This is a genomic window from Methylobacterium sp. WL120 (genome assembly GCF_008039465.1).
Taxonomy (GTDB): domain Bacteria; phylum Pseudomonadota; class Alphaproteobacteria; order Rhizobiales; family Beijerinckiaceae; genus Methylobacterium; species Methylobacterium cerastii.
The window spans coordinates 1-22,806 of record NZ_VRUT01000005.1; the positions used below are offsets into that span (position 1 = coordinate 1).

At 72.3% G+C, this 22,806-nt stretch carries 19 protein-coding genes; 9 read left to right on the forward strand and 10 right to left on the reverse strand.

Annotation, left to right across the window (positions count from 1 at the left end; genetic code table 11):
* The first annotated feature begins 365 nt into the window (after positions 1-365).
* The 3 genes from FV229_RS01965 to FV229_RS01975 all read left to right on the forward strand — a co-directional run bounded on the left by FV229_RS01965 (position 366) and on the right by FV229_RS01975 (position 4,089).
* The gene (locus FV229_RS01965) at positions 366-1,250 is read left to right on the forward strand and encodes a CoA ester lyase (protein WP_147750328.1); all 885 of its coding nucleotides are present in this window, start codon (positions 366-368) and stop codon (positions 1,248-1,250) included.
* Positions 1,251-1,452: 202 nt separating this feature from the next.
* The gene (locus FV229_RS01970) at positions 1,453-3,549 is read left to right on the forward strand and encodes a M48 family metallopeptidase (RefSeq protein ID WP_147750385.1); all 2,097 of its coding nucleotides are present in this window, start codon (positions 1,453-1,455) and stop codon (positions 3,547-3,549) included.
* Positions 3,550-3,555: 6 nt separating this feature from the next.
* Entirely contained in the window at positions 3,556-4,089 is a 534-nt protein-coding gene (locus FV229_RS01975) for a hypothetical protein (RefSeq protein WP_246688016.1), read from the forward strand.
* Between the two features lie 28 nt (positions 4,090-4,117).
* Here the strand turns inward: FV229_RS01975 and FV229_RS01980 are convergent, their stop codons facing one another.
* Genes FV229_RS01980 through FV229_RS01985 form a run of 3 tightly spaced genes read right to left on the reverse strand, consistent with a single transcriptional unit; the run spans position 4,118 to position 7,592 of the window.
* A complete protein-coding gene (locus FV229_RS01980; RefSeq protein ID WP_147750387.1) occupies positions 4,118-4,903 on the reverse strand; it encodes a class I SAM-dependent methyltransferase in 786 nt (261 codons plus the stop codon).
* 59 nt (positions 4,904-4,962) lie between these two features.
* A complete protein-coding gene (locus tag FV229_RS27185) occupies positions 4,963-5,286 on the reverse strand; it encodes a hypothetical protein (protein ID WP_187275033.1) in 324 nt (107 codons plus the stop codon).
* On the reverse strand, positions 5,283-7,592 hold the full coding sequence (locus tag FV229_RS01985) for an FdhF/YdeP family oxidoreductase (protein ID WP_147750329.1): 2,310 nt from the start codon (positions 7,590-7,592) through the stop codon (positions 5,283-5,285). The genes FV229_RS27185 and FV229_RS01985 overlap by 4 nt, the downstream gene beginning before the upstream one ends.
* A 161-nt stretch (positions 7,593-7,753) precedes the next feature.
* On the opposite strand from FV229_RS01985, the gene FV229_RS01990 reads away from it, so the two are divergent.
* Positions 7,754-8,035, forward strand: a complete 282-nt coding sequence (locus FV229_RS01990; protein WP_147750330.1) for a hypothetical protein — start codon at positions 7,754-7,756, stop codon at positions 8,033-8,035.
* Between the two features lie 71 nt (positions 8,036-8,106).
* Here the strand turns inward: FV229_RS01990 and FV229_RS01995 are convergent, their stop codons facing one another.
* Together FV229_RS01995 and FV229_RS02000 are read right to left on the reverse strand one after the other, a co-directional pair.
* The gene (locus tag FV229_RS01995) at positions 8,107-9,198 is read right to left on the reverse strand and encodes a quinone-dependent dihydroorotate dehydrogenase (protein ID WP_147750331.1); all 1,092 of its coding nucleotides are present in this window, start codon (positions 9,196-9,198) and stop codon (positions 8,107-8,109) included.
* Positions 9,195-9,542, reverse strand: a complete 348-nt coding sequence (locus FV229_RS02000) for a DUF952 domain-containing protein (RefSeq protein WP_147750332.1) — start codon at positions 9,540-9,542, stop codon at positions 9,195-9,197. The genes FV229_RS01995 and FV229_RS02000 overlap by 4 nt, the downstream gene beginning before the upstream one ends.
* 199 nt (positions 9,543-9,741) lie before the next feature.
* On the opposite strand from FV229_RS02000, the gene FV229_RS02005 reads away from it, so the two are divergent.
* The 3 genes from FV229_RS02005 to FV229_RS02015 all read left to right on the forward strand — a co-directional run bounded on the left by FV229_RS02005 (position 9,742) and on the right by FV229_RS02015 (position 12,954).
* A complete protein-coding gene (locus FV229_RS02005; protein WP_147750333.1) occupies positions 9,742-10,374 on the forward strand; it encodes a helix-turn-helix transcriptional regulator in 633 nt (210 codons plus the stop codon).
* A gap of 344 nt (positions 10,375-10,718) precedes the next feature.
* Positions 10,719-11,810 carry an ATP-binding protein gene (locus tag FV229_RS02010; RefSeq protein WP_147750334.1) on the forward strand — a complete coding sequence of 364 codons (1,092 nt, stop codon included), beginning with the start codon at positions 10,719-10,721 and terminating at the stop codon, positions 11,808-11,810.
* A gap of 160 nt (positions 11,811-11,970) precedes the next feature.
* Positions 11,971-12,954 (forward strand): TIM44-like domain-containing protein, encoded by a 984-nt coding sequence (locus FV229_RS02015; RefSeq protein WP_147750388.1) that lies wholly within the window; start codon positions 11,971-11,973, stop codon positions 12,952-12,954.
* 34 nt (positions 12,955-12,988) lie between these two features.
* Here the strand turns inward: FV229_RS02015 and rsmA are convergent, their stop codons facing one another.
* From rsmA to lptF, 5 genes are all read right to left on the reverse strand, one after another.
* Complete coding sequence (gene rsmA, locus FV229_RS02020) at positions 12,989-13,852, reverse strand: 16S rRNA (adenine(1518)-N(6)/adenine(1519)-N(6))-dimethyltransferase RsmA (protein ID WP_147750335.1); 864 nt, start codon at positions 13,850-13,852, stop codon at positions 12,989-12,991.
* Between the two features lie 286 nt (positions 13,853-14,138).
* Complete coding sequence (gene pdxA, locus FV229_RS02025) at positions 14,139-15,257, reverse strand: 4-hydroxythreonine-4-phosphate dehydrogenase PdxA (protein ID WP_147750336.1); 1,119 nt, start codon at positions 15,255-15,257, stop codon at positions 14,139-14,141.
* A 79-nt stretch (positions 15,258-15,336) separates the two neighbouring features.
* Complete coding sequence (locus FV229_RS02030; protein ID WP_147750337.1) at positions 15,337-17,940, reverse strand: LPS-assembly protein LptD; 2,604 nt, start codon at positions 17,938-17,940, stop codon at positions 15,337-15,339.
* A 94-nt stretch (positions 17,941-18,034) separates the two neighbouring features.
* The gene (gene lptG / locus FV229_RS02035) at positions 18,035-19,123 is read right to left on the reverse strand and encodes an LPS export ABC transporter permease LptG (protein ID WP_147750338.1); all 1,089 of its coding nucleotides are present in this window, start codon (positions 19,121-19,123) and stop codon (positions 18,035-18,037) included.
* Between the two features lie 6 nt (positions 19,124-19,129).
* Positions 19,130-20,287: an LPS export ABC transporter permease LptF gene (lptF, locus tag FV229_RS02040; protein WP_147750339.1), complete on the reverse strand. Its 1,158-nt coding sequence runs from the start codon at positions 20,285-20,287 to the stop codon at positions 19,130-19,132.
* A 228-nt stretch (positions 20,288-20,515) separates the two neighbouring features.
* On the opposite strand from lptF, the gene FV229_RS02045 reads away from it, so the two are divergent.
* Complete coding sequence (locus tag FV229_RS02045) at positions 20,516-22,015, forward strand: leucyl aminopeptidase (protein ID WP_147750340.1); 1,500 nt, start codon at positions 20,516-20,518, stop codon at positions 22,013-22,015.
* Positions 22,016-22,059: 44 nt separating this feature from the next.
* Positions 22,060-22,743 carry a hypothetical protein gene (locus FV229_RS02050; RefSeq protein WP_147750341.1) on the forward strand — a complete coding sequence of 228 codons (684 nt, stop codon included), beginning with the start codon at positions 22,060-22,062 and terminating at the stop codon, positions 22,741-22,743.
* The last annotated feature ends 63 nt before the right edge of the window (positions 22,744-22,806 follow it).

Here is a 22,806-nt window from a genome sequence, read left to right on the forward strand (position 1 = left end):
CGCCCCCGATCACCGCGCCCGCCACCGCCCCGATCGGGCCGCCGACGAGGGCGCCCGCAACCGCGCCGGAGCCGACGCCGACCACCGTGTTGCTGGCGGCAGAGGCGGCGCCGGGCAGGGCGAGGCTGGAGGCCAGCATCAGTCCGAAAAGCGTGCGTCGCAGCATGGGGAGACCTTCGAAATCCGTGGCGTTTCCCCGCCCTTGGCCGCGGAAGGTGACCAAAGCGGGGCTCCGCCGTTGCGCGGACGGCACGGTGCCTCCGGTTTCGATCGCGGCGGAATCTCGGAGTTTCGTCGCCGCGGCCCCTGGCAAGGCGAGTGCATTGCGGTAGGGTCGCGCACTTTTCTACGGGGTGACTCGCCGAATGTCCGATCTCCGCCTCCGCCGCAGCGTCCTCTACATGCCGGGCTCGAACCAGCGTGCGCTCGACAAGGCCAAGACCCTGCCGGCCGACTGCCTGATCCTCGACCTGGAGGATGCGGTCTCCATGGAGGAGAAGGACCTCGCCCGCGAGCAGGTCTGCGCCGCGGTCAAGAGCGGCGAATACGGCGACCGCGAGCTGATCATCCGCGTCAACGCCCCCCAGACGCCGTGGGGCGAGAAGGACCTGCGCGCCGCGATCGAGGCGCGGCCCGACGCGATCCTGATGCCGAAGGTGTCCTCGCCGGCCGTGCTGGAGAGCATCGCCGACCACCTCGAAGCCCTCGACGCGCCGGACGGCATCGCCGTCTGGGCGATGATCGAGACGCCGGCCGCGATCCTGAACATCCAGGACATCGCCCGCGCCAGCCGCGACCGGCGTACCCGGCTCACCTGTTTCGTGCTCGGCACCAACGACCTCGCCAAGGACACCTGGGCCCAGCTCGTTCCCGGCCGCGTGCCGATGCTGCCGTGGATGATGTTCACCCTCGCCGCCGCCCGCGCCTCGGGGCTCGCGATCCTCGACGGCGTCTGGAACGACATCGGCGACGTCGAGGGCTGCCGCGCCGAGTGCCGCCAGGCGCGCGACCTCGGCTTCGACGGCAAGACGCTGATCCACCCGAACCAGCTCGAGCCGGCCAACACCTCCTTCGCCCCGACCGAGGAGGAGGTGCGCCGCGCCCGCCTCGTGCTCGAAGCCTTCGACCGGCCCGAGAACGCCAAGCGCGCGGCGATCAAGGTCGAGAACCGCATGTACGAGCGCCAGCACGTCGGCATGGCCAAGCGCGCGGTGACGTGGTCCGAGGCGATCAAGGCCAAGGGGCAATAGCAACAAGGGCCAGTAGCGCCGAGGGCCGGTCGGTCGGAAGCGCGTTGCGCGGGGGCGCCGTTCGGCCTCGTCCCGTCATGGCCGTCGGCTGCGGCGCGCGCCCTCGTCCCTCGTCTCCCACAAGGAGGTTCTCATCGCTCAGACGACGATCACGCCCCCGCCACGGCGCCTGCGCGCGCTGGTGGGCCTCGTGGCGGCCACGGTGCTGCTGCCGTTCCTCGTGATGCTGCTCGGCCTCTGGGAGGGCCGGCGTGCCGACGACGACTGGGCCGCGTTCGCGGCCGAGCATCGCCACCTCTCCGCGATCGTCGCCGACCTGGAGGCGCGGACGCCGCGCGACGGGCGCGTCGACTACACCCTGCAGTTCCGCAAGGGCGGCCAGACCTACGGCGGCCCCCTCGCCCTGGACAAGGCGCGCGACGCGCGCGGCGAGGTCGCGACCATGACCACGCTAATGGATTGGCGCCGCAGCCTGCCGCCGGTTGTGGTCGTGGGCGGCGGGCTCGCGGCGGCGCTCTCGATCCTGGTGCTGCTCGCCGGAGCCGTCCTCGGGCTGGTGGGGCGCACCTCGCGCGACGCGCTCGTGGGCGGGTTCTCCCTGGTGCGCAAACTCCTGCCGGCGGCGCTGGCGCTGCAGATCGTGGCGGCCACCGCCGGGTTCGTCGCCGCCGTGATCTTCGAGGCGGGGATGCTCGCCCAGTCCGGCTTCGACGGCGGCGCGCTGAAGCTCCTCGGCGTCGCCGCCGTGGCGGTCGGCGCGACCGTGATCGCGGCGGCGAGCACCCTGTGGGGCCTGCGCCGCGCGCTCGCCGCCTTCGAGCCCGACCCGCTGCCGATCCTCGGCCGCCCGGTCTCGGCCGCGGAGGCGCCGGGGCTGTGGCGCCTCACCGAGGGGCTTGCCGACCGCCTCGGCGCGCTCAAGCCCGAAGCCGTCGTGGTCGGCCTCACCGGTGGATTCTTCGTCAGCGCCGGCCCCGCCTTGTTGCAGCCCGGCGGCGAGCGCCTGGCCGGCCGGATCCTCTACCTGCCGCTGCCCTACCTCGCCCTGATGCGGGGCGACGAGGTCGCGGCGATCATCGGCCACGAGCTCGCCCACTATGCCGGCGGCGACACCGCCTACAGCCAGCGCTTCCTGCCGATCTATGCCGGCGTCGGGCGCTCCCTCGACGCGGTCGCGGCCGGCCACCAGGGCTCGCTCGGCCTGCTCGGCCCGTCGTTGCGCCTCGGCGTGTTCGTGATGGAGCGCTTCCACCTCGCCGTGCGCCATTGGAGCCGGGCGCGCGAGTTCGCGGCGGACGCTGCCGGCGCCGGCCTGACCACGGCCGAGGCCTCCGCGCGGGCGCTGCTGCGCACCGGTGCCGTGCAGCCGCGCATCGCCGAGACCCTGGACGCCGCCGCCGAGGCGCCGGCTTCCGCGCCCTCAGACCTCGTCGCCGCCGTGCTCGACCGCGCGGTCGCGCAGGGCCTCGACGACCCGGCCGCCCACCTGGAGGCGGAGCAGGCCCACCCGACCGACACCCACCCGCCGACCCGCGAGCGCGTGGCGGCGCTCGGCGTGCCGCTCGGACCCGACCTGCTCGCCCTGGCCGCGACGGCGCCGCCCGCGCACGCCCTCAACCAGCTCGGCGCCTACTTCGCCAACCCGGCCGGCCTGTGCCGGGCGGCGACGGCCGACTTCCTCGGCGTGGTCCGCGAGCACGAGGCGGCCGTGCGGGCCGACCTGGAGACGGCGGCGGCAGGCGTCGCCGCCGAGGACCAGGTGCTGCGCGACAACAGCCGCCCCGGCGCCTTCGTGCTCGTCGGCGCGGCCGTCCTGTTCGGCCTCGCGGCGCTCGGCCTCGCGATCTTCGGCTTCCCGAGTCTCTCGGCGCGGGAGGCCGGCTACTTCGCGGTCGTCGTGCTCGTGCTCGGCGCGATCCTCGGGGCTTTGGGCGGCTACCGGCTCTGGCGCGGCGAGCGGGTCACCCTGATCCTGCGCCCCGACGGGCTGGAGGTGCCGGGGCTCGATCGGTCTATCGCCTGGGAGGCGATCGCCGACCTCGACATCAGCGTGAACCAGACCGGCATCGCCACGCGCCTGCTGCTGCCGCCGGAGGCGCCGTTCCCGGTCCGCGTGCCCGGCGGGCGCGGCGTGAAGCTCGACGCCAAGCGCCGCATCGTCACCTTCGCCCTCGGCCTGCCCCGCCGGACGACGCCGCAGGACTTCGCCGACCTGCTCGGCCGCTACCAGGTCGCGGCGCAGGCGCGTCGCCTCCTGGCCCAGGCCGAAGCCGCCCGATCCGAAACCCGGACCCTTTGAGGCTCGATGACCGCATCGCCCGACCGCACCGGCCCCTCGACCGGCCCTGCCACGAACGCTTCGCAGGCCCCCCTGCGGCTGCCGCCGGCCAGCGGCGGCTGGCGACAGACCCTCTGGGTCCTGCTCGGCGTCGCCGGCTTGTGCGGCGTCCTGGTGGCCTGCGCCCTCTATACTGCGCCGGCGGTGCTGTCGGATTGGCAGGTGCGCGAGGCGGCCCAACCCGTCCCCGACGCGCGGGTGAGCGACGGGCGGTGCAGCACCAAGCTGGTCGTCCACATCTGCGACGCGACCCTGAGCCTGTCCACGCCCAAGGGCGCGGTGACGCGCCGGGTGAACTACGTGTTCACGGGCGTGCACCTCGGCGATTACAGCATCAGCGTCATGGCCGACCCGGCCCGCCCCGACCTCGTCACCACCGATCTCGGCCTCGACCGCCTGGTGAACCGCACCATCACCCTCGTGGTCGTGCTCCTGGCGACGTTCGCCACCATCGTGGCGGCGCTCGCCGCGCTCGTCCGCAACCGGCGCGCGGGGGCCTGACGGCGACGGCCGGCGACGGCCCGTCCGTTCACGCGGCCGCCGGCCGGTCCGCCGCCGCGCAGTGGAACGCCACCGTCTCGTAGGGGTAGCGGACGCTGTCACGCCCGGCGAGCTCCGGCGTGGCGGCGATCAGCGCCCGCACCGCGGCGGCCACGGCCGCCCTTTCGTCGGTGGGCAGGGCGGCGATGAAGCTCACCGAGAGCGCGCGGCCGACGACCACGTCCTCGGCCGGCCCTTCGTGGTGGTGGGGCAGGCGCCGCTCGTGCAGGGGCCCGAAGCCCGCGGCCGGGAACGCCGCGCGCCAGGCTCCCGTACGATAGCGCGGCGTGTCGTCCTCGTAGGCGTCGACGATCCGCGTCAGGTCCGCGACCCAGGGCACGGATTCGTCGCGCACGTTCCAGACCAGCCCGAGCGTGCCGCCGGGGCGCAGCACGCGGCGGATCTCGGCGAGCGCCGCCGCTGTGGCGAACCAGTGGAAGGACTGCGCGCAGACTACCGCGTCGACCGCGCCGTCGGCGAGCGGGATCGCCTCCGCATGGCCGGGATGCGCTTCGACGCCGGGATTGCACTGGATGAGTCGCGCCCGCATGGCGGCGACCGGCTCGACGGCGACGACGCAGGCGCCGGTCTCCGTCAGGCGCGGGGTGAACTTGCCGGTCCCCGCGCCGAGGTCGAGCACGGTGCGCCCGGGACCGAGCCGAAGGTCGCCGCGCAGCCAGCCGTCCAGCGCCGGCGGATAATCCGGTCGGCCGCTGACGTAGGTGTCGGCCTGGGCGGCATAGCCGGCCGCGGCCGAGCGGTGGATCGTCTCCATCCCGAGCCCTCGAATTCTTCGAACGCAGCCCACCGGACGTGTCGACCCGGGAGCGTGCGTCAAGCCGGGTCGGCCTCCGCGGCGGCGACCAAGGCGGCGCCGTCCTCGGTCAGCGCATACTGGGCGCGGCTCGACCGGGCGTCGCGCCGGCCGACCGCGACGAGGCCCGCCTCGTCCAGGGCGGCGACGGCGCGCAGGGCGTGGGCGTGGGCGACGTCGAAGGCCTTGGCGAGGCTGCGGCTGTCGGCGACCGCGCCGACGAAGGCCGCCGCCAGTAAGACCGCCTCGATCGGTTCGAGGCCGGGCCGCCGCCGCGCGACCGCCTCGACCAGCGTGAGGAACGCCGTCTCGTCGGCCGCGCTCGCGTCGTCGGCCGCGCTCAAGCCGCCGCGGCCGCCACCGTCCGCGGGCACACGGTGACCAGCACCGATTTCGAGGTCGGCGTGTCGCTCTCGGCGCCGAAGGTCGAGAGCGGCACCAGCACGTTGAGCTCGGGGTAGTAGCCGGCCAGGCTCCCGCGCGGCATGTCGAACGGCACCAGGCGGAAATCCTCGGCGATGCGCGACGTACCGTCCGCGTGCAGGCCGACCACGTCGACCCGCTCACCGAAGCTTTGGCGCAGGGTGACGAGGTCGTCGGGGTGGCAGAAGATCACCCGGCGCTCGCCGTAGACGCCGCGGTAGCGGTCGTCGAGGCCGTAGATCGTGGTGTTGTACTGGTCGTGGCTGCGGAAGGTCTGCAGCACGAAGGTGTTGTCGCCCCCCGCTGCGACTTGGTGCTCGGTGGCCGCGGGCAGCGCGTCCGCCGAGAAGTTCGCGCGGCCGGTGGCGGTCTCGAACACGCGCTCGGCGGCGAGGTTGCGCAGCATGAAGCCGCGCGGGCGCCGGACTCGGACGTTGTAGCCGGCAAACCCCGGTACCGTGCGCTCGATCCGGTCGCGGATGCGGTCGTAATCCTCGGCCATCGCCGCCCAGTCGATCCGGTCTGAGCCGACGGTGGCCGCCGCCATGCCCGCGATGATCGCGATCTCCGAGCGCAGCTCCTTCGAGGCCGGCTTGTTGATGCCGCCCGAGCCGTGGACCATGCTCATCGAATCCTCGACGGTCACGATCTGGGTCTTGCCGGCGGCGTTCCGGTCGATCTCGGTGCGCCCGAGGCAGGGCAGCACGTAGCCGACCCGGCCCGGCACGAGGTGCGAGTGGTTCAGCTTCGTCGCGATGTGGACGGTGAGCTCGCAGGAGGCCAGCGCCTTGGCCACCAGGGCCGTGTCCGGCGTGGCGCGGGCGAAGTTGCCGCCCAGCCCGATGAAGGCCTTCGCCGTGCCGTCGAGCATCGCGCCGATGGCGGCCAGCACGTTGTGACCGTGCCGGCGCGGGGCGGCGAAGCCGAACTCGCGCTCCAGCGCGTCGAGGAAGGCGGCCGGCGGCTTCTCGTTGATGCCGACCGTGCGGTCGCCCTGGACGTTCGAGTGGCCGCGCACCGGGCAGAGGCCGGCGCCGGGCCGCCCGATGTTGCCACGCAAGAACATCAGGTTGGCGATCTCGCGCACCGTCGCCACCGAGTGGCGGTGCTGCGTCACGCCCATCGCCCAGGTCGCGATCGACTTCGACGAGGTGATGTAGATCTCCGCCACCTCTTCGAGGATGGCGCGCGACAGGCCGGACTGGTCCTCGATCGCGTCCCAGCCGGTCGCGTCGACCGCCGCGCGGTAGGCGGCGAGCCCTTCGGTGTGGCTGGCCAGGAAGGCGCGGTCGAGCACCGAGGGACGGCCGGCGGCGAGGGCCGCGTCGTCGGCGGCGAAGACCGCCTTGGCGATGCCGCGGAAGGCGGCCATGTCGCCGCCGAGCCGCGGCTGCAGGTAGTGGCTCGCGATCGGCCGGCTCGCGCCGCGCAGCATCTCGACGGTGTTCTGCGGGTCGGCGAAGCGCTCCAGCCCGCGCTCGCGCACAGGGTTGAACACCACCACCTTGGCGCCGCGCTCGGCGGCCTTGCGCAGGTCGGCGAGCATGCGCGGGTGATTGGTGCCGGGGTTCTGCCCGACGACGAAGATCGCGTCCGCCTTCTCGAAATCCTCCAGCAGCACCGTGCCCTTGCCGACGCCGATGGCGTGCGCGAGGCCGATGCCGCTGGCCTCGTGGCACATGTTCGAGCAGTCGGGGAAGTTGTTGGTGCCGTAGGCGCGAGCGAACAACTGGTAGAGGTAGGCCGCCTCGTTCGAGGCGCGGCCGGAGGTGTAGAACTCGGCCTGGTCCGGGTGGTCGAGGCCATGGAGCGTCGCGCCGATCTCGGCGAAGGCCGCGTCCCACGACACCGCGACGTAGCGGTCGCTGGCTGCGTCGTAGCGCATCGGGTGGGTGAGGCGGCCCTCGCCCTCGAGGGCGTAGTCGCTCCAGCCGCGCAGCTCGCTCACGGTGTGGCGGGCGAAGAACTTCGGCGGGGTGCGCTTGTCGGTGGCCTCCCACGAGACCGCCTTCACGCCGTTCTCGCAGAACTCGAACGACGACCCGTGTTCCGGGTCGCCCCAAGCGCAGCCGGGGCAGTCGAACCCGTCCGGCTGGTTCGCCTTCAGCAGGGCGCGGGCGCCCGAGAGCGGGGAGCGGCTGCCGAGGAGGTGCTTGCCGCAGCTCTTCAGCGCGCCCCAGCCACCGGCGGCCGAGGAACGCTTGGGCGTGCTGACGGGATCGGTCATGACGAGGCCTGGATCGAGGTTCGCGCGTGGCGATCACGCACTTGCGAGATAAGAGACCGCGCGGGTGCTTCTCAATCGTGTCTCGGCGCACCCCCCTCATGCGTCCGGCACGCGCGCATTTTTAACGGTTCTCGTTTCCCGGGGGCGGTAAAGGACGCGCGATGCAGGCACGGGTTCGGGTTTTCGCGGCGTTGGCGGCCGGATGCGCCGTCGGGGTCGCGATGATGGCCAACGATCATGCCCGCGACGCCGGCTGGGCCGTCACCGCGAACCAGATCGCCGACGCGCGGGCGTATGGGAAGCCGGGGGTCGAGATCGCCCCAGGCCGCTTCGTGTCCGAGCCGCTCCCGAGCGAGCACGCCGCTTTGCTGCCGGTGAAGTGGCTGCTGCTCGGTGCCGCCGCCGCCGGCGCGGTGTTCGTCGGAACGCGACGGCGGGGGTGAGCTGACTTTCCGCCGCGGCCCCCGACCTCGCGCCTCTTTCATTCCCTGCAGAGGGGGGAGGAAAGAGCGCGTCACGCCTCCCGCGCCAGCGCCTTCGCGTCGCGCCCGACCACGTCGGCGAGGCTCGACAGCTCTTCCGCCCGCATCCGCTCGACCAGGCCGCGCTTGATGGTGCCGACGAGGCCGGGGCCTTCGTAGACGAGGGCCGAGTAGAGCTGGAGCAGGCTCGCGCCGGCGCGGATCTTGGTCCAAGCGGTCTCGGCCGAGTCGACGCCGCCGACGCCGACCAGGGGCAGCCGGTCGCCGACGCGCAGGTAGGTCTCGGCCAGCATCCGCGTCGAGGCCGAGAACAGCGGCCGGCCGGACAGGCCCCCGGTCTCGCCCGCGAGCGCCGTCTCGGCGAGGGAGGCCGGCCGCGCCACCGTGGTGTTCGAGACGACGAGCGCCTGCACCCCGCGGCGAACCGCCGTGGCGCAGATCGCGTCCAGGGCGTCGAGGGTGACGTCGGGGGCGATCTTCAGAAGGATCGCGGCCTTCTCCGATCCGATCCGGGCGGAGGCCGCGTCGCGGGTCGCGACCACCCGGGCGAGCAGGTCGTCGAGGAAGGCCTCGCCTTGCAGGTCGCGCAGGCCCGGCGTGTTGGGCGACGAGACGTTGACGGTGACGAAGTCCACGAGCGGCGCGAGCCGCCCGGTGCAGGCGACGTAGTCGGCGAGCCGGTCGACGGCCTCCTTGTTGGCGCCGATGTTGACCCCGACGATTCCCGGCCGCCCGGCCCGCGCGCGCAGGCGGTCGGCGACCACGTCGAGGCCGGCGCTGTTGAGGCCGAAGCGGTTGATCACCGCCCGGTCCCGCGGAAGCCGGAACACCCGCGGGCGCGGGTTGCCGGGCTGGGGCTTGGGCACCACGCCGCCGACTTCGACGAAGCCGAAGCCGAAGCCAAGCAGCGCGTCGGCCGCCTGCGCGCCCTTGTCGAAGCCCGCCGCCAGGCCGACCGGGTTCGGGAACCGGCGGCCGAACGCCTCGACCGCGAGGCGGGAATCGTCGGCGGGCGGCGTGCGCGGCGGCATCAGGCTGAGCGCGCGAACGGTCAGGTTGTGCGCGTGCTCGGCGTCGAGGCCGTGCAGCGCCGGGCGCAGCAGCGGAAATAGGGCGCCGATCATGCCGGGATCTCCGCCGGCAGCACGTGCGCGCCGTCCGGCCCGAGCGGCATCGGGCTCACGCGGCGCACCGCGTCGAGGGGCAGGTCGCCGTAGAGATGCGGAAACAAGTCGCCGCCGCGCGAAGGCTCGTAGCGCAGCGCCGGACCGAGCGCTTCGGCGTCGACGGCGACGAGCAGGAGCCCGTCGCGACCGGAAAAATGCCGCCGCGCGGTCTCGGCCACCTGCTCGGCTGTGGAAAAGTGGATGAAACCGTCGGCCCGGTCGATCTCGGCGCCGACGAAGCGACCGAGGGCTTCCGCCTCGCGCCACAGCCTCTCGGGACAGATCTTATAGATCGACGTCATCGGCGCACCCGCTTTTCGATGCGCCGTCGATAGGGCGCCGGGCGGTTCCCTGGCAACCGTCCGGCAACCATCCCGACGGTTGTAACGGCCTCCGGCAGGCGTGGATTAGCCATTCGGTCGATTGCCTTTCTTGATCCGTAGTTCTACTTTCCTACAACTAGGCCGTGCGTCTCTGCGGTCGTCTTCGCCTTGGTCCCGCATGCTGTCCCACGAGCAGATTTGGAATGCCATCGACCGTCTGGCCGAGCGGCACGGCTTCTCCCCATCCGGCCTCGCCCGACGTTCCGGGCTCGACGCCACCAGTTTCAACCGGTCCAAGCGCGTCGGCGTCGACGGACGCAAGCGCTGGCCCTCCACCGAGTCGGTGTCCAAGGTCCTAGCCGCCACCGGCGCCAGCCTCGATGACTTCCTTAGGTTGATCGAGGCCCGCGAGGGGCCGCCGCGCGCCACCGTGCCGCTGATCGGCCTGACCCAGGCCGGCGCCGGCCGCCAGTTCACCGACGAGGGCATGCCGACCGGCGGCCCCGGCTGGGAGGAGATCGAGTTTCCCGATCTCGGCGAGGAGCGCGCCTTCGCCCTGGAGGTGCAGGGCGAGTCGATGCTGCCGCTGTTCCGCGACGGCGAAGTGCTGATCGTCTCGCCCTCGGCCGGCGTCCGCAAGGGCGACCGCGTGGTGGTGCGGCTGCATTCCGGCGAGGTCATCGCCAAGGAGCTGCGCCGCCGCACGGCACGCACCGTCGAGCTCGCCTCGCTCAACCCCGAGCACGACGACCGCACCCTGAACGTCGGCGAGATCGCCTGGATCGGCCGGGTGATGTGGATCCGGCAGTAGGGGGGTCGGGGGCGCTCTCGCGTTTCGCTTCCACCCTCGCTCCGTCGTCTCGCACCCGCGCCCCGTCGTCCCGGGGCTGCGCAGCGGAGCCCGGGATCGAGAGGCGCCGACGGCGCCCAACCGAGCGCAACCTACGGTCTGGGTTCCGGGCTCGATTGCGGCGCCCCGGGATCACGCGATCGTGTCGATAGGCCTTCTTTCATTCAACCTAGGTGAAAGGCCGGCACACGAACCCATCCGGTGACCGCCTCACCCCCGGGGCGCCGCTTCAGGCTTGGCCGTCCGGTCCGATGTCGCTATCGCTGAGCGGTCGGAGCCGTGGCTTCGCGAGGCCGGACGAGAGCATGGCAGAGCCCGACGCGGACGGCTTGAACGAACCGGCACCGCACGCCGGCTGGATCGCGCTGCTCGATGCCGCCGCGCCCGCCTTCCTCGCCGACCCGCGCCGGCCGGACGAGCCGATCGTCCACGCCAACCCGGCCCTGCTGGACCTCGCCGGCCTGGAGGCCGCGGCCCTGGTCGGGCGCAACGTCCGGCTGCTGGCGGCCGACCGGCGCGCCCTAGACGACGGCGCCGAGTTCCTGGCGGCGCGGGGCGACGGCACCACCTTCTGGGCGCGCGTGACGCTGCGCCCGGTCTCTGGCAGCCCCTATCGGCTGGGCCAGGTCTTCGACGTGACCCGGCGGCGCGACGCCGAGAGCGCCCTCGTGCTCTCGCGCCAACGCGAGGCCCTGGGGTTGCTCACCAACAGCGTCGCGCACGAGTTCAACAACTTCCTCCAGATCCTAATCGGCTACATCGACGGGCTGAAGCGCCGGCTCGGCGACAGCCAGGAGCCGTTCATCCAGCGGGCGATGAGCCGCTCCACCGACGCGACCGAACGCGCCGCCGTGCTCACGCGCCAGCTGCTGGCCTATTCGCGCAAGATCGCCCCCGACGTGCGCCCGATCGACCTCGACGCGCTCGTGGCCGCAACCGTGGAGCGCCTGCGGCCCGGCCTGCCCGTGGGGGTGCGCTTGGAGCTTGCCGGCACGCCCGGCCTGCCGCGGGCGATCAGCAACCCGCTGCAGGTCGAGCTGGCACTCGGCCACGTGGTCACCAACGCCTGCGAGGCGATGCCGGACGGCGGCACCATCCGGATCGAGAGTTTCCGCATCGCGCCGGGCGACCGCTCGGTGCAGCGGCCGGAGGACGGCGCCGTCGGCATCCGCATCACGGATACCGGCGCCGGCATGTCGCCGGAGATGCTGGCCCGGGCGCTCGCGCCCTTCGCCACCAGCCGCGAGGCCGGGCGCGGGGCCGGGCTCGCCATCGTGCACGGGCTGATGAAGCGGCAGAACGGCACTATCGCCCTCGACAGCCGGCCGGGGGAGGGCACGCAGGTGCGTCTGGTCTTCCCGGCGGCGCCCGAGCGGCCTGCGGCCCCCCTGCGCTGACGAATTGTCAGGGATGACGCGAAAAACATCGCGAGGCGACGGACTAAAACACGCCGCCCGGCGTCACCATCTTATGCGTCGGCGTTCGCGCCAAGACGTTCGACGACGCAAAGGCGTCCGACGACGTCCGGGACGTTTCGAGATGACCAGGGGCCGATCGATGCTCACCTCCACCACGCGCCGCAAGCGTGCGGCGACCTTTCTGGCGCTGGCCGCCGCGTTGACGGTCGCAGCGCCCGCCGTCGAGGCCCGTCCGGGCGGCGGCGGCAGCATGGGGTCGCGCGGCTCGCGCACCTTCAACGCGCCGTCGGCCACCACGACGGCGCCGACCGCCGCGCCGATGCAGCGCACGCAAACGCAGCCCACGCCCGGCATGAACAACCCGGGCATGAGCAACCCGGGGATGCAGGCGCCGGCCGCGCGCCCCCGCTTCGGCGGCGGCTTCATGGCGGGCCTGCTCGGGGCCGGCCTTCTCGGCGCGCTGCTCGGCGGCGGCTTCTTCGGCGGGCTCGGCGGCATCGCCTCGATGCTCGGCCTGCTGCTGCAGGTCGGCCTCGTCGTGCTGCTGGTGTCCTTTGCCGTGCGCTGGTTCCGCCGCCGCAACGGCGAGCCGGCGACGGCGGGCGCGCCCTATGCGCGCTCGGGCCTCGACCCGAACGCGGCGGGGGGCAGCAACGCTGGCCCCGGCGGTGCCACGGGCGCCGGTGGCATGCTCGGCGGCGCCCAGCGCCCGCCGCAGCAGCGCCCGGTGCAGATCGGCCCGAACGACTTCCAGTCGTTCGAGCGCCTGCTCGGTGAGGTGCAGGACGCCTATTCCCACGAGGACATGGTCGGCCTGCGCAACCTCGCGACGCCGGAGATGGCCGGCTACTTCGAGGAGGAGCTGCGCGGAAACAAGGCCCGCGGCGTCGTCAACCGCATTACGGACGTGAAGCTCCAGCAGGGCGACCTGTCGGAGGCCTGGGGCGAGGGCGCGCAGGAATTCGCCACGGTGGCGATGCGCTACACGCTCAAGGACGAGACGGTCGACCGGAACACCAACCGCGTCGTCGAGACCGAGCCGGGCGAGGCGACCGAGCTCTGGACCTTCGTGCGCAACCCGGGCCGTCCGTGGATCCTCTCGGCGATCCAGCAGACCCGCTAACGCGGCACGACTCGGAGAAACAGGCCGGCGTCCCTCACGGGGCGCCGGCTTTTTTCTGCGCGTCCCACAGGTTGGCGAGCCGCACGAAGCCCGCCACCGGCACCTCCTCGGCCCGTGCGGTCTCGGCGATGCCGGCCTCGGCCAGCAGCGCGGTCGGCTCCGGCGTCAGGCTCTTCAGGCTCTGGCGCAGCATCTTTCGGCGTTGCCCGAAGGCCGCCCGCGTCACCGCTTCCAGCGCCCGCGCCCGGCAGGGCAGGGGGACGGCGCGCGGGACGATGCGGACGACGCTCGACGTCACCTTCGGCGGCGGCACGAAGGCGGAGGGCGCCACGTCGAACAGGATGTCGCTCTGCGTGCGCCAGCCGCAGAGCACGCCGAGGCGGCCGTAATCGGCGCGCTCGTTCTCGTCGGCGACGATGCGCTCGGCGACCTCGCGCTGGAACATCAGCGTAGCGCTATCCCACCACGGCGGCCAGGCCGCGTCGTCGAGCCAGCCGGTGAGCAGGGCGGTGCCGACGTTGTAGGGCAGGTTCGCCACGATCCGCGCCGGCCCGTCGCCGACGAGGGGTCGGGGGTCGAAGGCGAGGGCGTCGGCGTCGACGACCGTCAGCCGACCCGGGTAATGCGCCGCGATCTCGGCCAACGCCGGCAGCGCGCGGGGATCGCGCTCGACGGCGATCACCCGCGCGGCCCCCTCCGCGAGCAGCGCCCGCGTCAGCCCGCCGGGTCCCGGCCCGACCTCGAGCACGGTGACGCCCGCGAGCGGCCCGGCCGCGCGGGCGATGCGCCCGGTGAGGTTGAGGTCGTAGAGGAAGTTCTGCCCGAGCGCCTTCTTCGGCTCCAGCCCATGCCGCGCCACCACCTCGCGCAGGGGGGGCAAGCCGTCGGAGGCGGTCATCGGGCGGTTCGCTTGTCAAAGATCGCGAAGGCGTTGGAAGGTGTGCGCGTCCCCTCTCCCCGCGCGGGGGGAGAGGCCCGGCCGCACCTTGCTGTGCGGCCGGGAAGTGGAGGCGAAGCCTTAGCGGCGGTGAGGGGGCGCTTCCGGAAGAGCCTCAACCGGCGTCGCCCCCGCACCCTCGGCTGCCGCCTCGCTTTGCCGACGATGGGGTTGGCAAAGCCCTCTCCCCGCGCGCGGGGAGAGGGGATGCGCGCGGAAGCGGGCGCACCACTTGGCAAGGACCATCTCACAACTCGTCCTCCGCATCGAAATGCGCGGCCGGCATCGAGCGGGGGCGGCCGGCGTAGGCGTTGAGGGGGATGATGTCGGCGGTGCGGCCCGCGCCGCTGGCCCGCGCCGCCTCGGTGCGGGCGAGGCGGTCGGCGAGCCGGATCGCGGCGATCAGGCTGTCGGGACGGGCGAGGCCCTTGCCGGCGATGTCGAAGGCGGTGCCGTGGTCCGGCGAGGTGCGCACGAAGGGCAGCCCGAGGGTGACGTTGACGCCGTCGTCGAAGGCGATGGTCTTCACCGGGATCAGCGCCTGGTCGTGGGTCGGGCACAGCGCCACGTCGTAGGTCCGTCGCGCCCGCTCGTGGAACAGCGTGTCGGCGGGAAGCGGTCCGCGGATGTCGACGCCCTCGGCGCGCAACCGCGCCACCGCCGGCGCCAGCACGTCGCGGTCCTCGTGGCCGATCGTCCCGGATTCACCCGCATGCGGGTTGAGGCCGGCGAGCACCAGCCGGGGCGCTTCGAGGCCGAAGCGCTCGGCGAGGTCTCGGGCGACGATGCGGGCGGTCTCGACCACGAGGTCCTGCGTCAGCAGCCCGGGCACGTCGCGCAGCGGCACGTGGATCGTCACCGGCACCACCGCGAGCGTCTCGCTCCAGATCATCATCACCGGGCGCGGCGGCGTCCGGCCGGGGGCGACCGCGAGCGCCGCCAGGAACTCGGTGTGGCCGGGATGGGCGAACCCCGCCCGGGTCAGCACGAACTTGGCGATCGGGTTGGTGACGACCGCCGCCGCCCGCCCCGTGCGGACGAAGCCGACGGCGGCGGTGATGGACTCGATCGTCGCGCCGGCCGTAACCGAATCCGGGACGCCGGGCTCGGCGAAGGTCTCGTTCCCGCTCGGCAGCGCCACCACGGGGAGCGCGCGGGGGAACACCTCGGTCGCGGTCTCGGGGTCGATCTCGGCGATCGGCACGGCGAGGCCAAGGCGGTTCGCGGTCCGCTCGACGAAGGCCGGGTCTGCCACGAGGAAGAAGGCGGGGAGCGGGTCGGCGGGCGTGCTGGCGAGCCAGGCCGCAAGCGCCAGTTCCGGTCCGATCCCGGCAGGGTCTCCGAGCGTCAGGGCGAGGGGGAGCATCGGGGTCGGCGGGGTTTCGCGGCGGGAAGCCTGCCTTAGCAGGAGCCTCCCATCGCCGCGAGCCCGTGCGTCTTAGCCGTCAATGCGCGGAGGCAATGCCATCCGCGGTGGTGGCGGTGCCGACGTTCTGGCGCAGGTCCGCCTCGCCCAGGGTCTTGAGCTCGACGCGCAGCAGCACGGTCTGGTTGCGCTCGGAGACGCCGGTCACCGTGGCGATCGGCGAGACGATGTAGTTGAGCGAGACCGTGGTGCACTCGTCCTGGTAGCCGGCGCCGACGCTCATGCCGGAGAGGTAGAACCGGCCCGGGTTCTGGTAGGTCGGCAGGTTGCCGACGGGGTTGGCGATGTAGCTCGTCAGCGCCTCGGAATAGAGCGTCCGGGTGTCGAGGTAGTGGGTCAGGTCGACGAGCGCCGAGCCGGTGACGAACCAGTTCGGGGTGATGTTGTAGGTCGCCGTCGCGGTGATGCCCTCGCGGCGATGGCTGAAGCCGAGCAGCGGCTGCGCCTCGTAGTACGAGTAGAACGCCGAGAGCGACAGCGGCAGGAACGGCGCGAACCGGGCGGTGATGCCGGTCTCGAAGCGGTTCACCTTAAAGTCCGCCTGGTCGAAGCGGGCGCGCGTGATCAGGCTGATGTTCTGGTTCGGCGAGACCTGGACGCGGCCGACGAAGTCGGAGGCCGCGGTTTCCAGGCCTGAGTTCAGGCCGACGTTGGCGATGTCGCCGCGGCGGAACGAGTTGACGCCCGCGATCTGGATCGACTCGCCGAACATCGCGTTCGCGTACCAGCCCGAGGCGGTGACCACCGAGTATTGCGCGCCCAGGTTGGTGCGCACGCCGCCCTCGACCCGGTCGTAGCCGGAGAACTTGTCCCACTGGAACAGCGAGGTGTCGTCGAAGACGAGGCTCTGCGCGTCCTCGTTCGGCAGGTGGCCGATCCGGTTCTCGGACGGCCGGGCGATGACCTGGGCGATCGGCTCGAGGGTGTGGACGCCGAGCGGCCCGAAGTCGCTGACGAAGGGATAGCGATAGTCGATGCCGACCGCCGGCATCACGCGGCCGGTGAAGCCGTCGTCGACCGAGGCGATCTGCGGCACCAGGGCGTTCTGGTAGCCCGACAGGCTCGGGTTCACGAAGAACGCGTCGGTGCGCAGGTACGCGAACGGCGTGATCGCCTGGCCGAGGTCGTCGATGAAGGTCCGGCGCCAGGAGAGCTGGGCCGAGGCGCGGGTGTCCGTGCCGGCCAGGCCCCGCACCAGGCAGGTGTTGCGGTTGAAGGTCGTGCAGGTCTCGTAGAGCGGATAGCTGATGCCGTTGACGCTCGGGCTGAACAGGTAGGTGCCGGTGCGCGGCAGGCCCTGGAAGTCCGTCGCCTCGCGGGTCAGGCTGGTGATGTTGGCCTGGAAGCGGACCTCGCCGCCGAGCTCGCCCGGGCCGTTGATGCGCTTGTCGTAGTCGATCACCGGCAGGACGAGGGGCTGCTCCTTCTGCCAGTCGAAGCTCGATAGGCCCTTGAAGTAGTAGCCGCGCATCTCGAAGTACGAGCGGTCGCCCTGGCCGATCAGGTACGCGGTCGACACCGCCTCACGGAAGTAGTCCGTCGTGATCGACTGGTTGCGGATCCGGTAGTTGTCGAGGAACCACTTGTCGGTCACGCCGACGAGGTCCCAGCCGGTGCGCCAGTTCTCGTTGATGTAGAACCGGCCCTTGGATTCGATCGAGCCGCGGAAGTCGCGGTCGCCGGCGCCCAGCGGCCCCGGCAGGAAGGCCGAGGGCGTCGTCTGGAAGATGCCGGAGACGCGCAGGTTGTAGCTGCCGTTGTCGAGGCGCTGGCGGAACTCGCCCTGCCCGAGCACGCCCTGGCGGCTCAGGAAGGACGGCGACAGGGTCAGGTCGTAGTCCGGCGCGAGGTTGAAGAAGTACGGCACTGTCAGGCCGGTGCCGAGCGCCGTCGAGTTGATGAAGCGCGGGGTGAGGAAGCCGCTCTTGCGCTTCACCGTCGGGTCGGCGGACTCGAAGTACGGCAGGTACGCCACCGGGATGCCGGCGATCTCGACCGTCGAGTCCTCGAAATAGATCGTGTGCGTCTCGTTGTTGTGGATGATCTTGGCGGCGCGCACCTGCCACAGCGGCGGCTTCTCCGGGTGGTCGCGGCAGGGCTCGCAGGCGGTGTAGGTGCCGTAGTCGAAGCTGGTCTGCTCGCCTTCGAGGCGCTCGCCGCGCGGGGACGAGAACCGCGTGCGGATGGTCTCGCCCTTCTTCACCACCGTCTGCTGGATGCGCAGGCTGTCGATGAAGCCGCTCTTGAAGTCGTCGGTCAGCTCCATCTTCTCGCCGGTGACGACCGCGCCGTCCTGGTCGGTCAGGCGAACGTTGCCCTCGGCGAAGACGCGGCTCGACGCCCGGTCGTAGCGGACGCGGTCGGCCTGCAGCGTGCGCGGGCCGTAATGCAACTCGGCGTTGCCGCGGGCGGTGACGGTGTTCTTGTCGTTGTCGTAGATCAGCTCGTCGGCCTCGACGAGGAGCTTGTCGCCGGGCTTTCCGGCCACGGGTTTGCCGGCCGAAGGCTTGGCTGCGCCCGGCAGGCCCTGGGCGTCGGCGGGCACGGTGCCGCCGATCGGCGCCGCGGCGCAGAGGAGCGCCAGCAGCCCGAGGACCTTCGCGATGTCGGCGACCTTACGCAACGCCTGTCCCAACTCCGGTGACGACCGCCGCCACGTTTCCGTCCACGTCCGCCTCCCGCGCCCACGTCCGATACCCGCATCCGAGGAGCGGGCGTCAGCCGTCTTCCTGGTACAGAAGCGTGAGCGTACCGAGAAGGCTTCCTACCACGGCCGGGAACCACGCCGCCACCGGCGCCGCGACGATCCCGGAGGCTCCGAGGCCTTCCATCACTTGGCGGGCGACGTACAGGGCGAACCCCGCCGCGACCCCGCCGAGCACCAGCTTTCCCACACCACCAAAGCGGAAGAACCGTAAGGAAACGGTTGCCGCCACCAGCACCATGGCCAGGAAGAGGATCGGCCTGGCCCAGAGCACATCATACTGGAGACGGTAGCGGGTGGCATCCAACCCCGCCCGCTCGGTGCGTGCGATGGTGTCGGGTAGTTGCCAGAATGGCACGGATTCCGGGGGGGTGAAGCGCTGCCGCACCTGGCTCGGGTCGAGGGTCGAGGCGATGAGGTAGGTGCCGAACGAATCCGGCGGGGCGCCCGGCGTCAGCACCCGGGTGTCCGTGAGCTCCCAGTAGCCGTCGTGCAGGTTCGCCCGCGCGGCGACGATCTGGGAGACGAAGCGGCCTTCCGCGTCGAAGGTGAAGACCTGGACGCCGGCCAGCGTCGTCGTGCCCTCGATCGCGGTCTCGGCGCGGATGATCGCGCCGCCGTCGAGGCTCTTCTGGCGGATCCACAGGTCCTTGCCCGAGGAGGCCTTGGTCGACTTGGCGAAGATCTTCGCCTCGATCTCGGTGGAGCGCTGCTTCATCATCGCCGAGACCGGGTTGTAGACCCCGACCGTGAAGGCGCCGAGCGCCAGCGCCACGAAGAAGCCCGGCTGCAGGAACTGCCAGGCCGAGATCCCGGCCGCGCGCGCCACCACGAGCTCGAGCTTGCGCGAGAGCTGGAGCAGGGCCGCCATCGAGCCGAACAGCACCGCGAAGGGCAGCACGCCCTCGGCCACCGCCGGCGTGCGGTAGAGCGAGAGCTGGGCCATCAAACCTGTGGACGCGCCCTCCGCGTCGCCGGCGCGGCGCAGCAGCTCGACGAAATCCAGGGTGTAGACGAGCGCGAAGACGGTGATGAACACGCCGAGCACGGTGCGCGCGAAGCGGGCGGCGAAGTAGCGCCCGAGGGTGAAGCCGATCAGCATGACGGGTCAGCCGGCGGCGAGCCGGGGTGCGCGGAAGCGCCCCCGCAGGGCGGATACGATCCGGGCGTTGAGGCCGCGCACCGCGGGCCCCTGGAAGATCACGAGCGACGACAGCGCGATCGCCAGCAGCGGCACCGCGTAGATCGCCACCACCGCGCCCGCGCTTCGGGTCGCCGCGCTGGTTGCGGTGAAGCCGGCGATGCGCAGCGCGACCACCGCCAGCACCGCGCCGGCCATCGCGCCGGCCCGGCCCTGGCGCGTGGTGCGCGGGTCGCCGAGCGCGGCGAAGGCGATGAAGACCAGCGCCAGCGGATAGAGCCAGGCCGAGAGCCGGTCGTGCAGCTCGGCCCGGAAGCGGCCCTTCTGCAGCTTAAAGTAGCCCTCGCTCCTGTCGGGGAAGAGCAGCTGCGCGGTCGAGCGCTCGCGCGGCTTATACACCGTGTCGGCGTCCGGCGGCGCGAAGGCCGCGAGGTCGATCGTGTAGCGCTCGAAGGTCAGGATCGAGGAATCCCGGCTGTCCTTCTGCTGCTGGTGCACGCTGCCGTTCTGCAGGGCGAGGTAGCTGCCGCCATCCACGTCGATCGCGTTGCCGCGCTCGGCGAGGTAGACCTTGGTCTTGCCGGCCTCGCGCCGGTCCTGGATGAACAGCCCGAGCAGGGCGCCGCCGGGGCCGCGCTCGCGGAAGTGGAAGGTGATGCCGTTGTCGAGCTGGGTGAACTGCCCTTCCTTGACGACGTTGGCGATGAAGTCGCCGCGCACGCGGGTGATCACGTCGCGCAGCTCCTGGAAGCTCGCCGGCATCACGACGATGGTGATGAAGCCGACGAGCGCGCTCACCGCGAAGGCCAGCGTGAGGAAGGGCCGCAGGATCGCCCGAGGCTTCATCCCGGCCGCCGACATCACGATCAGCTCGGAATCGCCGTTGAGGCGGTTCAGCGCGTAGACGACGGCGATGAACAACGCGACCGGCGCGATCACCACCACCAGCGTCGGCAGCGACAAGCCGGTGATGAACAGGAAGACCAGCACGGTCTGGCCCTTGGCCGTGATCAGGTCGAGCTCGCGCAGCGCCTGCGTCACCCAGATCGTGCCGACGAGGCCGACCAGGCAGGCGAGGAACGCCGCGAGCGCGATGCGGAAGATGTAGCGCGTGATCTGCGTCATCGAATCATCCCCGCCGCCCTCATCACAGCGCCCGCCGCCCCCTTCCGGTCCCGCCCCGGACCGTGCCGCCGGATCGCCCGGCCCGTCCTCCGATGGCGCGTGAACTGGGGCCTTTCGAGGGCGCCCGCGTCGCGTTGCGTTCTCCGCCTCACCGGCTACACAGGGCACCGGTGGGCGTGCGGCTGTCGAGCACGCTCGTGACAGCGGAACAGGGCAGAAGGCAACGCCATGTCGGACGGCATCACCATCCATTTCGCCCCCCTCGGTCGGGGCGGATCCGGGGACCTCGTGGTGTTCGTCGGCGACGACCTCGTGCTCGGAGCGGGCGCCAGCGACGCGCTCGGCCAAGCGGGCGTCGACCTGGTCTCCCGGGCCGCCGGCAGCGAGAAGTTCAAGGCGCGCGCCTTGAGCGCGATGGTGCTGCCGGCGCCGGCCGGCGTCGACGCGGACCGCCTCGTGGTGGTCGGGCTCGGCACCGACAAGGACCGGGGCAAGATCGACTGGCCGGTGCTCGGCGGCTTCACCGCGGGCAAGGTCGCGGGCCGCGAGGCGCGCGTGGTGCTCGACTGGCCGGGCGCCGCAGCGACGCCGACGGACGCCGCCGACTTCGCGCTCGGCGCACGCCTGCGCAGCTACGCCTTCGACCGTTACAAGACCAAGAAGAAGCCCGAGGCCGAGGACGCGAAGGCCACGACCACGCTGACCCTGATGCTCGCCGGCCACGCCGAGGCCGAGGCCGCCGCGGGCGCGAGCGCCGCCGTCGCCGAGGGCGTGACGCTCGCCCGCGACCTCATCAACGAGCCGCCGAACGTCCTCACCCCGGAGGAGTTCGCCCGCCGCGCCTCCGAGCTGACCAAGCTCGGCGTCGAGGTCGAGGTGCTGGAGCCGGCCCGCATGCGCGAGCTCGGCATGGGTGCGCTGCTCGCCGTGGCGCAGGGCTCGGTGCGCGAGCCGCGCGTCGTGGTGATGCGCTGGAACGGCGGCCCCGCCGGCGAGGCACCGGTCGCCTTCATCGGCAAGGGAGTCGTGTTCGATTCCGGCGGCATCTCGATCAAGTCCGCCGGCGGCATGGAGGACATGAAGGGCGACATGGGCGGGGCGGCCGCCGTCGTCGGCACCCTGCACGCGCTGGCCACCCGCAAGGCGAAGGTCAACGTCGTCGGCGCCATCGGCATCGTCGAGAACATGCCCGACGGCGCCTCCTACCGCCCGTCCGACATCGTGACCTCGATGTCGGGCCAGACCATCGAGGTCATCAACACCGACGCGGAAGGCCGCCTCGTCCTCGCCGACGTGATCTGGCACGTGCAGGGCGCCTACAAGCCGAAGTTCATGATCGACCTCGCGACGCTGACCGGCGCGATCATCGTCGCGCTCGGCCAGGACATTGCTGGCCTGTTCTCGAACGACGACGAGCTCGCCGGCCGGATCCACGCCGCCGGCGAGGTGGTGGGCGAGAAGGTCTGGCGGATGCCGCTGATCCCGGCCTACGACAAGGCGATCGACTCGAAGTTCGCCGACATGAAGAACACCGGTGGCCGTCATGGCGGCGCCGCGACGGCGGCGGCCTTCATCAAGCGCTACGTCAACGACGTGCCGTGGGCGCATCTCGACATCGCCGGCGTCGGCATGTCCTCCACCGCCAGCGAGATCAACAAGAGCTGGGGCGCTGGCTGGGGCGTGCGCCTGCTCGACCGGCTGGTGCGCGACCACTACGAAGCCAAGTAGCGGTCGCGTTTCGTCTAGCGGCCGCGGTCCTGGGGGACGGTTCGATGCGGAATTCCAGTGTTGCCGCCGCCGCCCCCGTGGTGGCGGCGCTACTCGCCCTCGGCCTCGTCGCGGCCACGGGCCTCAGCCAGCGCTCCGACCTGCCGGAATGGCTGGCGCCGCGCGCCTACGGGTTCTTCCTCGACAGCTACCCGCTGTTCGCCTTCGCCCTGGCCTACGGCTTGGCGCGCCTCGTCGCGGCGGCCGCGGCCCCGGGGCCGGCCGGCGTCCCGCGCCGGGCGGTGTGGGGCGTCGTCGGGATCGCTGCGCTGCTGCTGGCCTCGCTCTACCCGACCTTCGGGGGCGTGATCCTGCGCGGCGCCTACGGCACCGGCAGCATGGCGTTCCTCACCGGCCAGCCGCTATGGCTCGCCTACGCCCTCGGGGCCGCGGTCGGTGCGCTCCTGTTCGGCACGATCCTCGGCCTGTTCGGCTGGCTCGCGGCCGGGCGGCTCCGCCAGCGGACCGGCTGGCGCGCCCGCATCGGGTTCGCGTTCTGCGGTTTCCTCGCCCTGTGGTTCGCCGCCGCCCTCCTCGGGCTCGGCCGGACGGAGGGCATCGGACCCTGGCCGGGCCGGGCCATTACCGGGTCGGAGGCGGGCATCGCCGCGCTGCTGGTCCTCGCCGCCGCCCTGCCGCACGCGCTCGTCGTGGCTTTCGGCCGACGGGCGCGTGCCGCGACGGCATAAGCCGCCCGCTGTCAGCGCCTGCCGCCCGGGGCCGGCTGCGCTCGCTTGCCGCGGGCGGAGCGA

Coding starts and splice junctions, on each gene's coding strand:
- FV229_RS02015 (WP_147750388.1), top strand. CDS start 11,971: ATGCTCACCTCCACCACGCGCCGCAAGCGTGCGGCGACCTTTCTGGCG.
- FV229_RS01995 (WP_147750331.1), bottom strand. CDS start 9,198: ATGATCGGCGCCCTATTTCCGCTGCTGCGCCCGGCGCTGCACGGCCTC.
- pdxA (WP_147750336.1), bottom strand. CDS start 15,257: ATGCTCCCCCTCGCCCTGACGCTCGGAGACCCTGCCGGGATCGGACCG.
- FV229_RS02045 (WP_147750340.1), top strand. CDS start 20,516: ATGTCGGACGGCATCACCATCCATTTCGCCCCCCTCGGTCGGGGCGGA.
- FV229_RS02000 (WP_147750332.1), bottom strand. CDS start 9,542: ATGACGTCGATCTATAAGATCTGTCCCGAGAGGCTGTGGCGCGAGGCG.
- FV229_RS01985 (WP_147750329.1), bottom strand. CDS start 7,592: ATGACCGATCCCGTCAGCACGCCCAAGCGTTCCTCGGCCGCCGGTGGC.
- FV229_RS01965 (WP_147750328.1), top strand. CDS start 366: ATGTCCGATCTCCGCCTCCGCCGCAGCGTCCTCTACATGCCGGGCTCG.
- rsmA (WP_147750335.1), bottom strand. CDS start 13,852: ATGACCGCCTCCGACGGCTTGCCCCCCCTGCGCGAGGTGGTGGCGCGG.
- lptG (WP_147750338.1), bottom strand. CDS start 19,123: ATGCTGATCGGCTTCACCCTCGGGCGCTACTTCGCCGCCCGCTTCGCG.
- FV229_RS02005 (WP_147750333.1), top strand. CDS start 9,742: ATGCTGTCCCACGAGCAGATTTGGAATGCCATCGACCGTCTGGCCGAG.
- FV229_RS02050 (WP_147750341.1), top strand. CDS start 22,060: ATGCGGAATTCCAGTGTTGCCGCCGCCGCCCCCGTGGTGGCGGCGCTA.
- FV229_RS02010 (WP_147750334.1), top strand. CDS start 10,719: ATGGCAGAGCCCGACGCGGACGGCTTGAACGAACCGGCACCGCACGCC.
- FV229_RS01975 (WP_246688016.1), top strand. CDS start 3,556: ATGACCGCATCGCCCGACCGCACCGGCCCCTCGACCGGCCCTGCCACG.
- FV229_RS01980 (WP_147750387.1), bottom strand. CDS start 4,903: ATGGAGACGATCCACCGCTCGGCCGCGGCCGGCTATGCCGCCCAGGCC.
- FV229_RS01990 (WP_147750330.1), top strand. CDS start 7,754: ATGCAGGCACGGGTTCGGGTTTTCGCGGCGTTGGCGGCCGGATGCGCC.
- lptF (WP_147750339.1), bottom strand. CDS start 20,287: ATGACGCAGATCACGCGCTACATCTTCCGCATCGCGCTCGCGGCGTTC.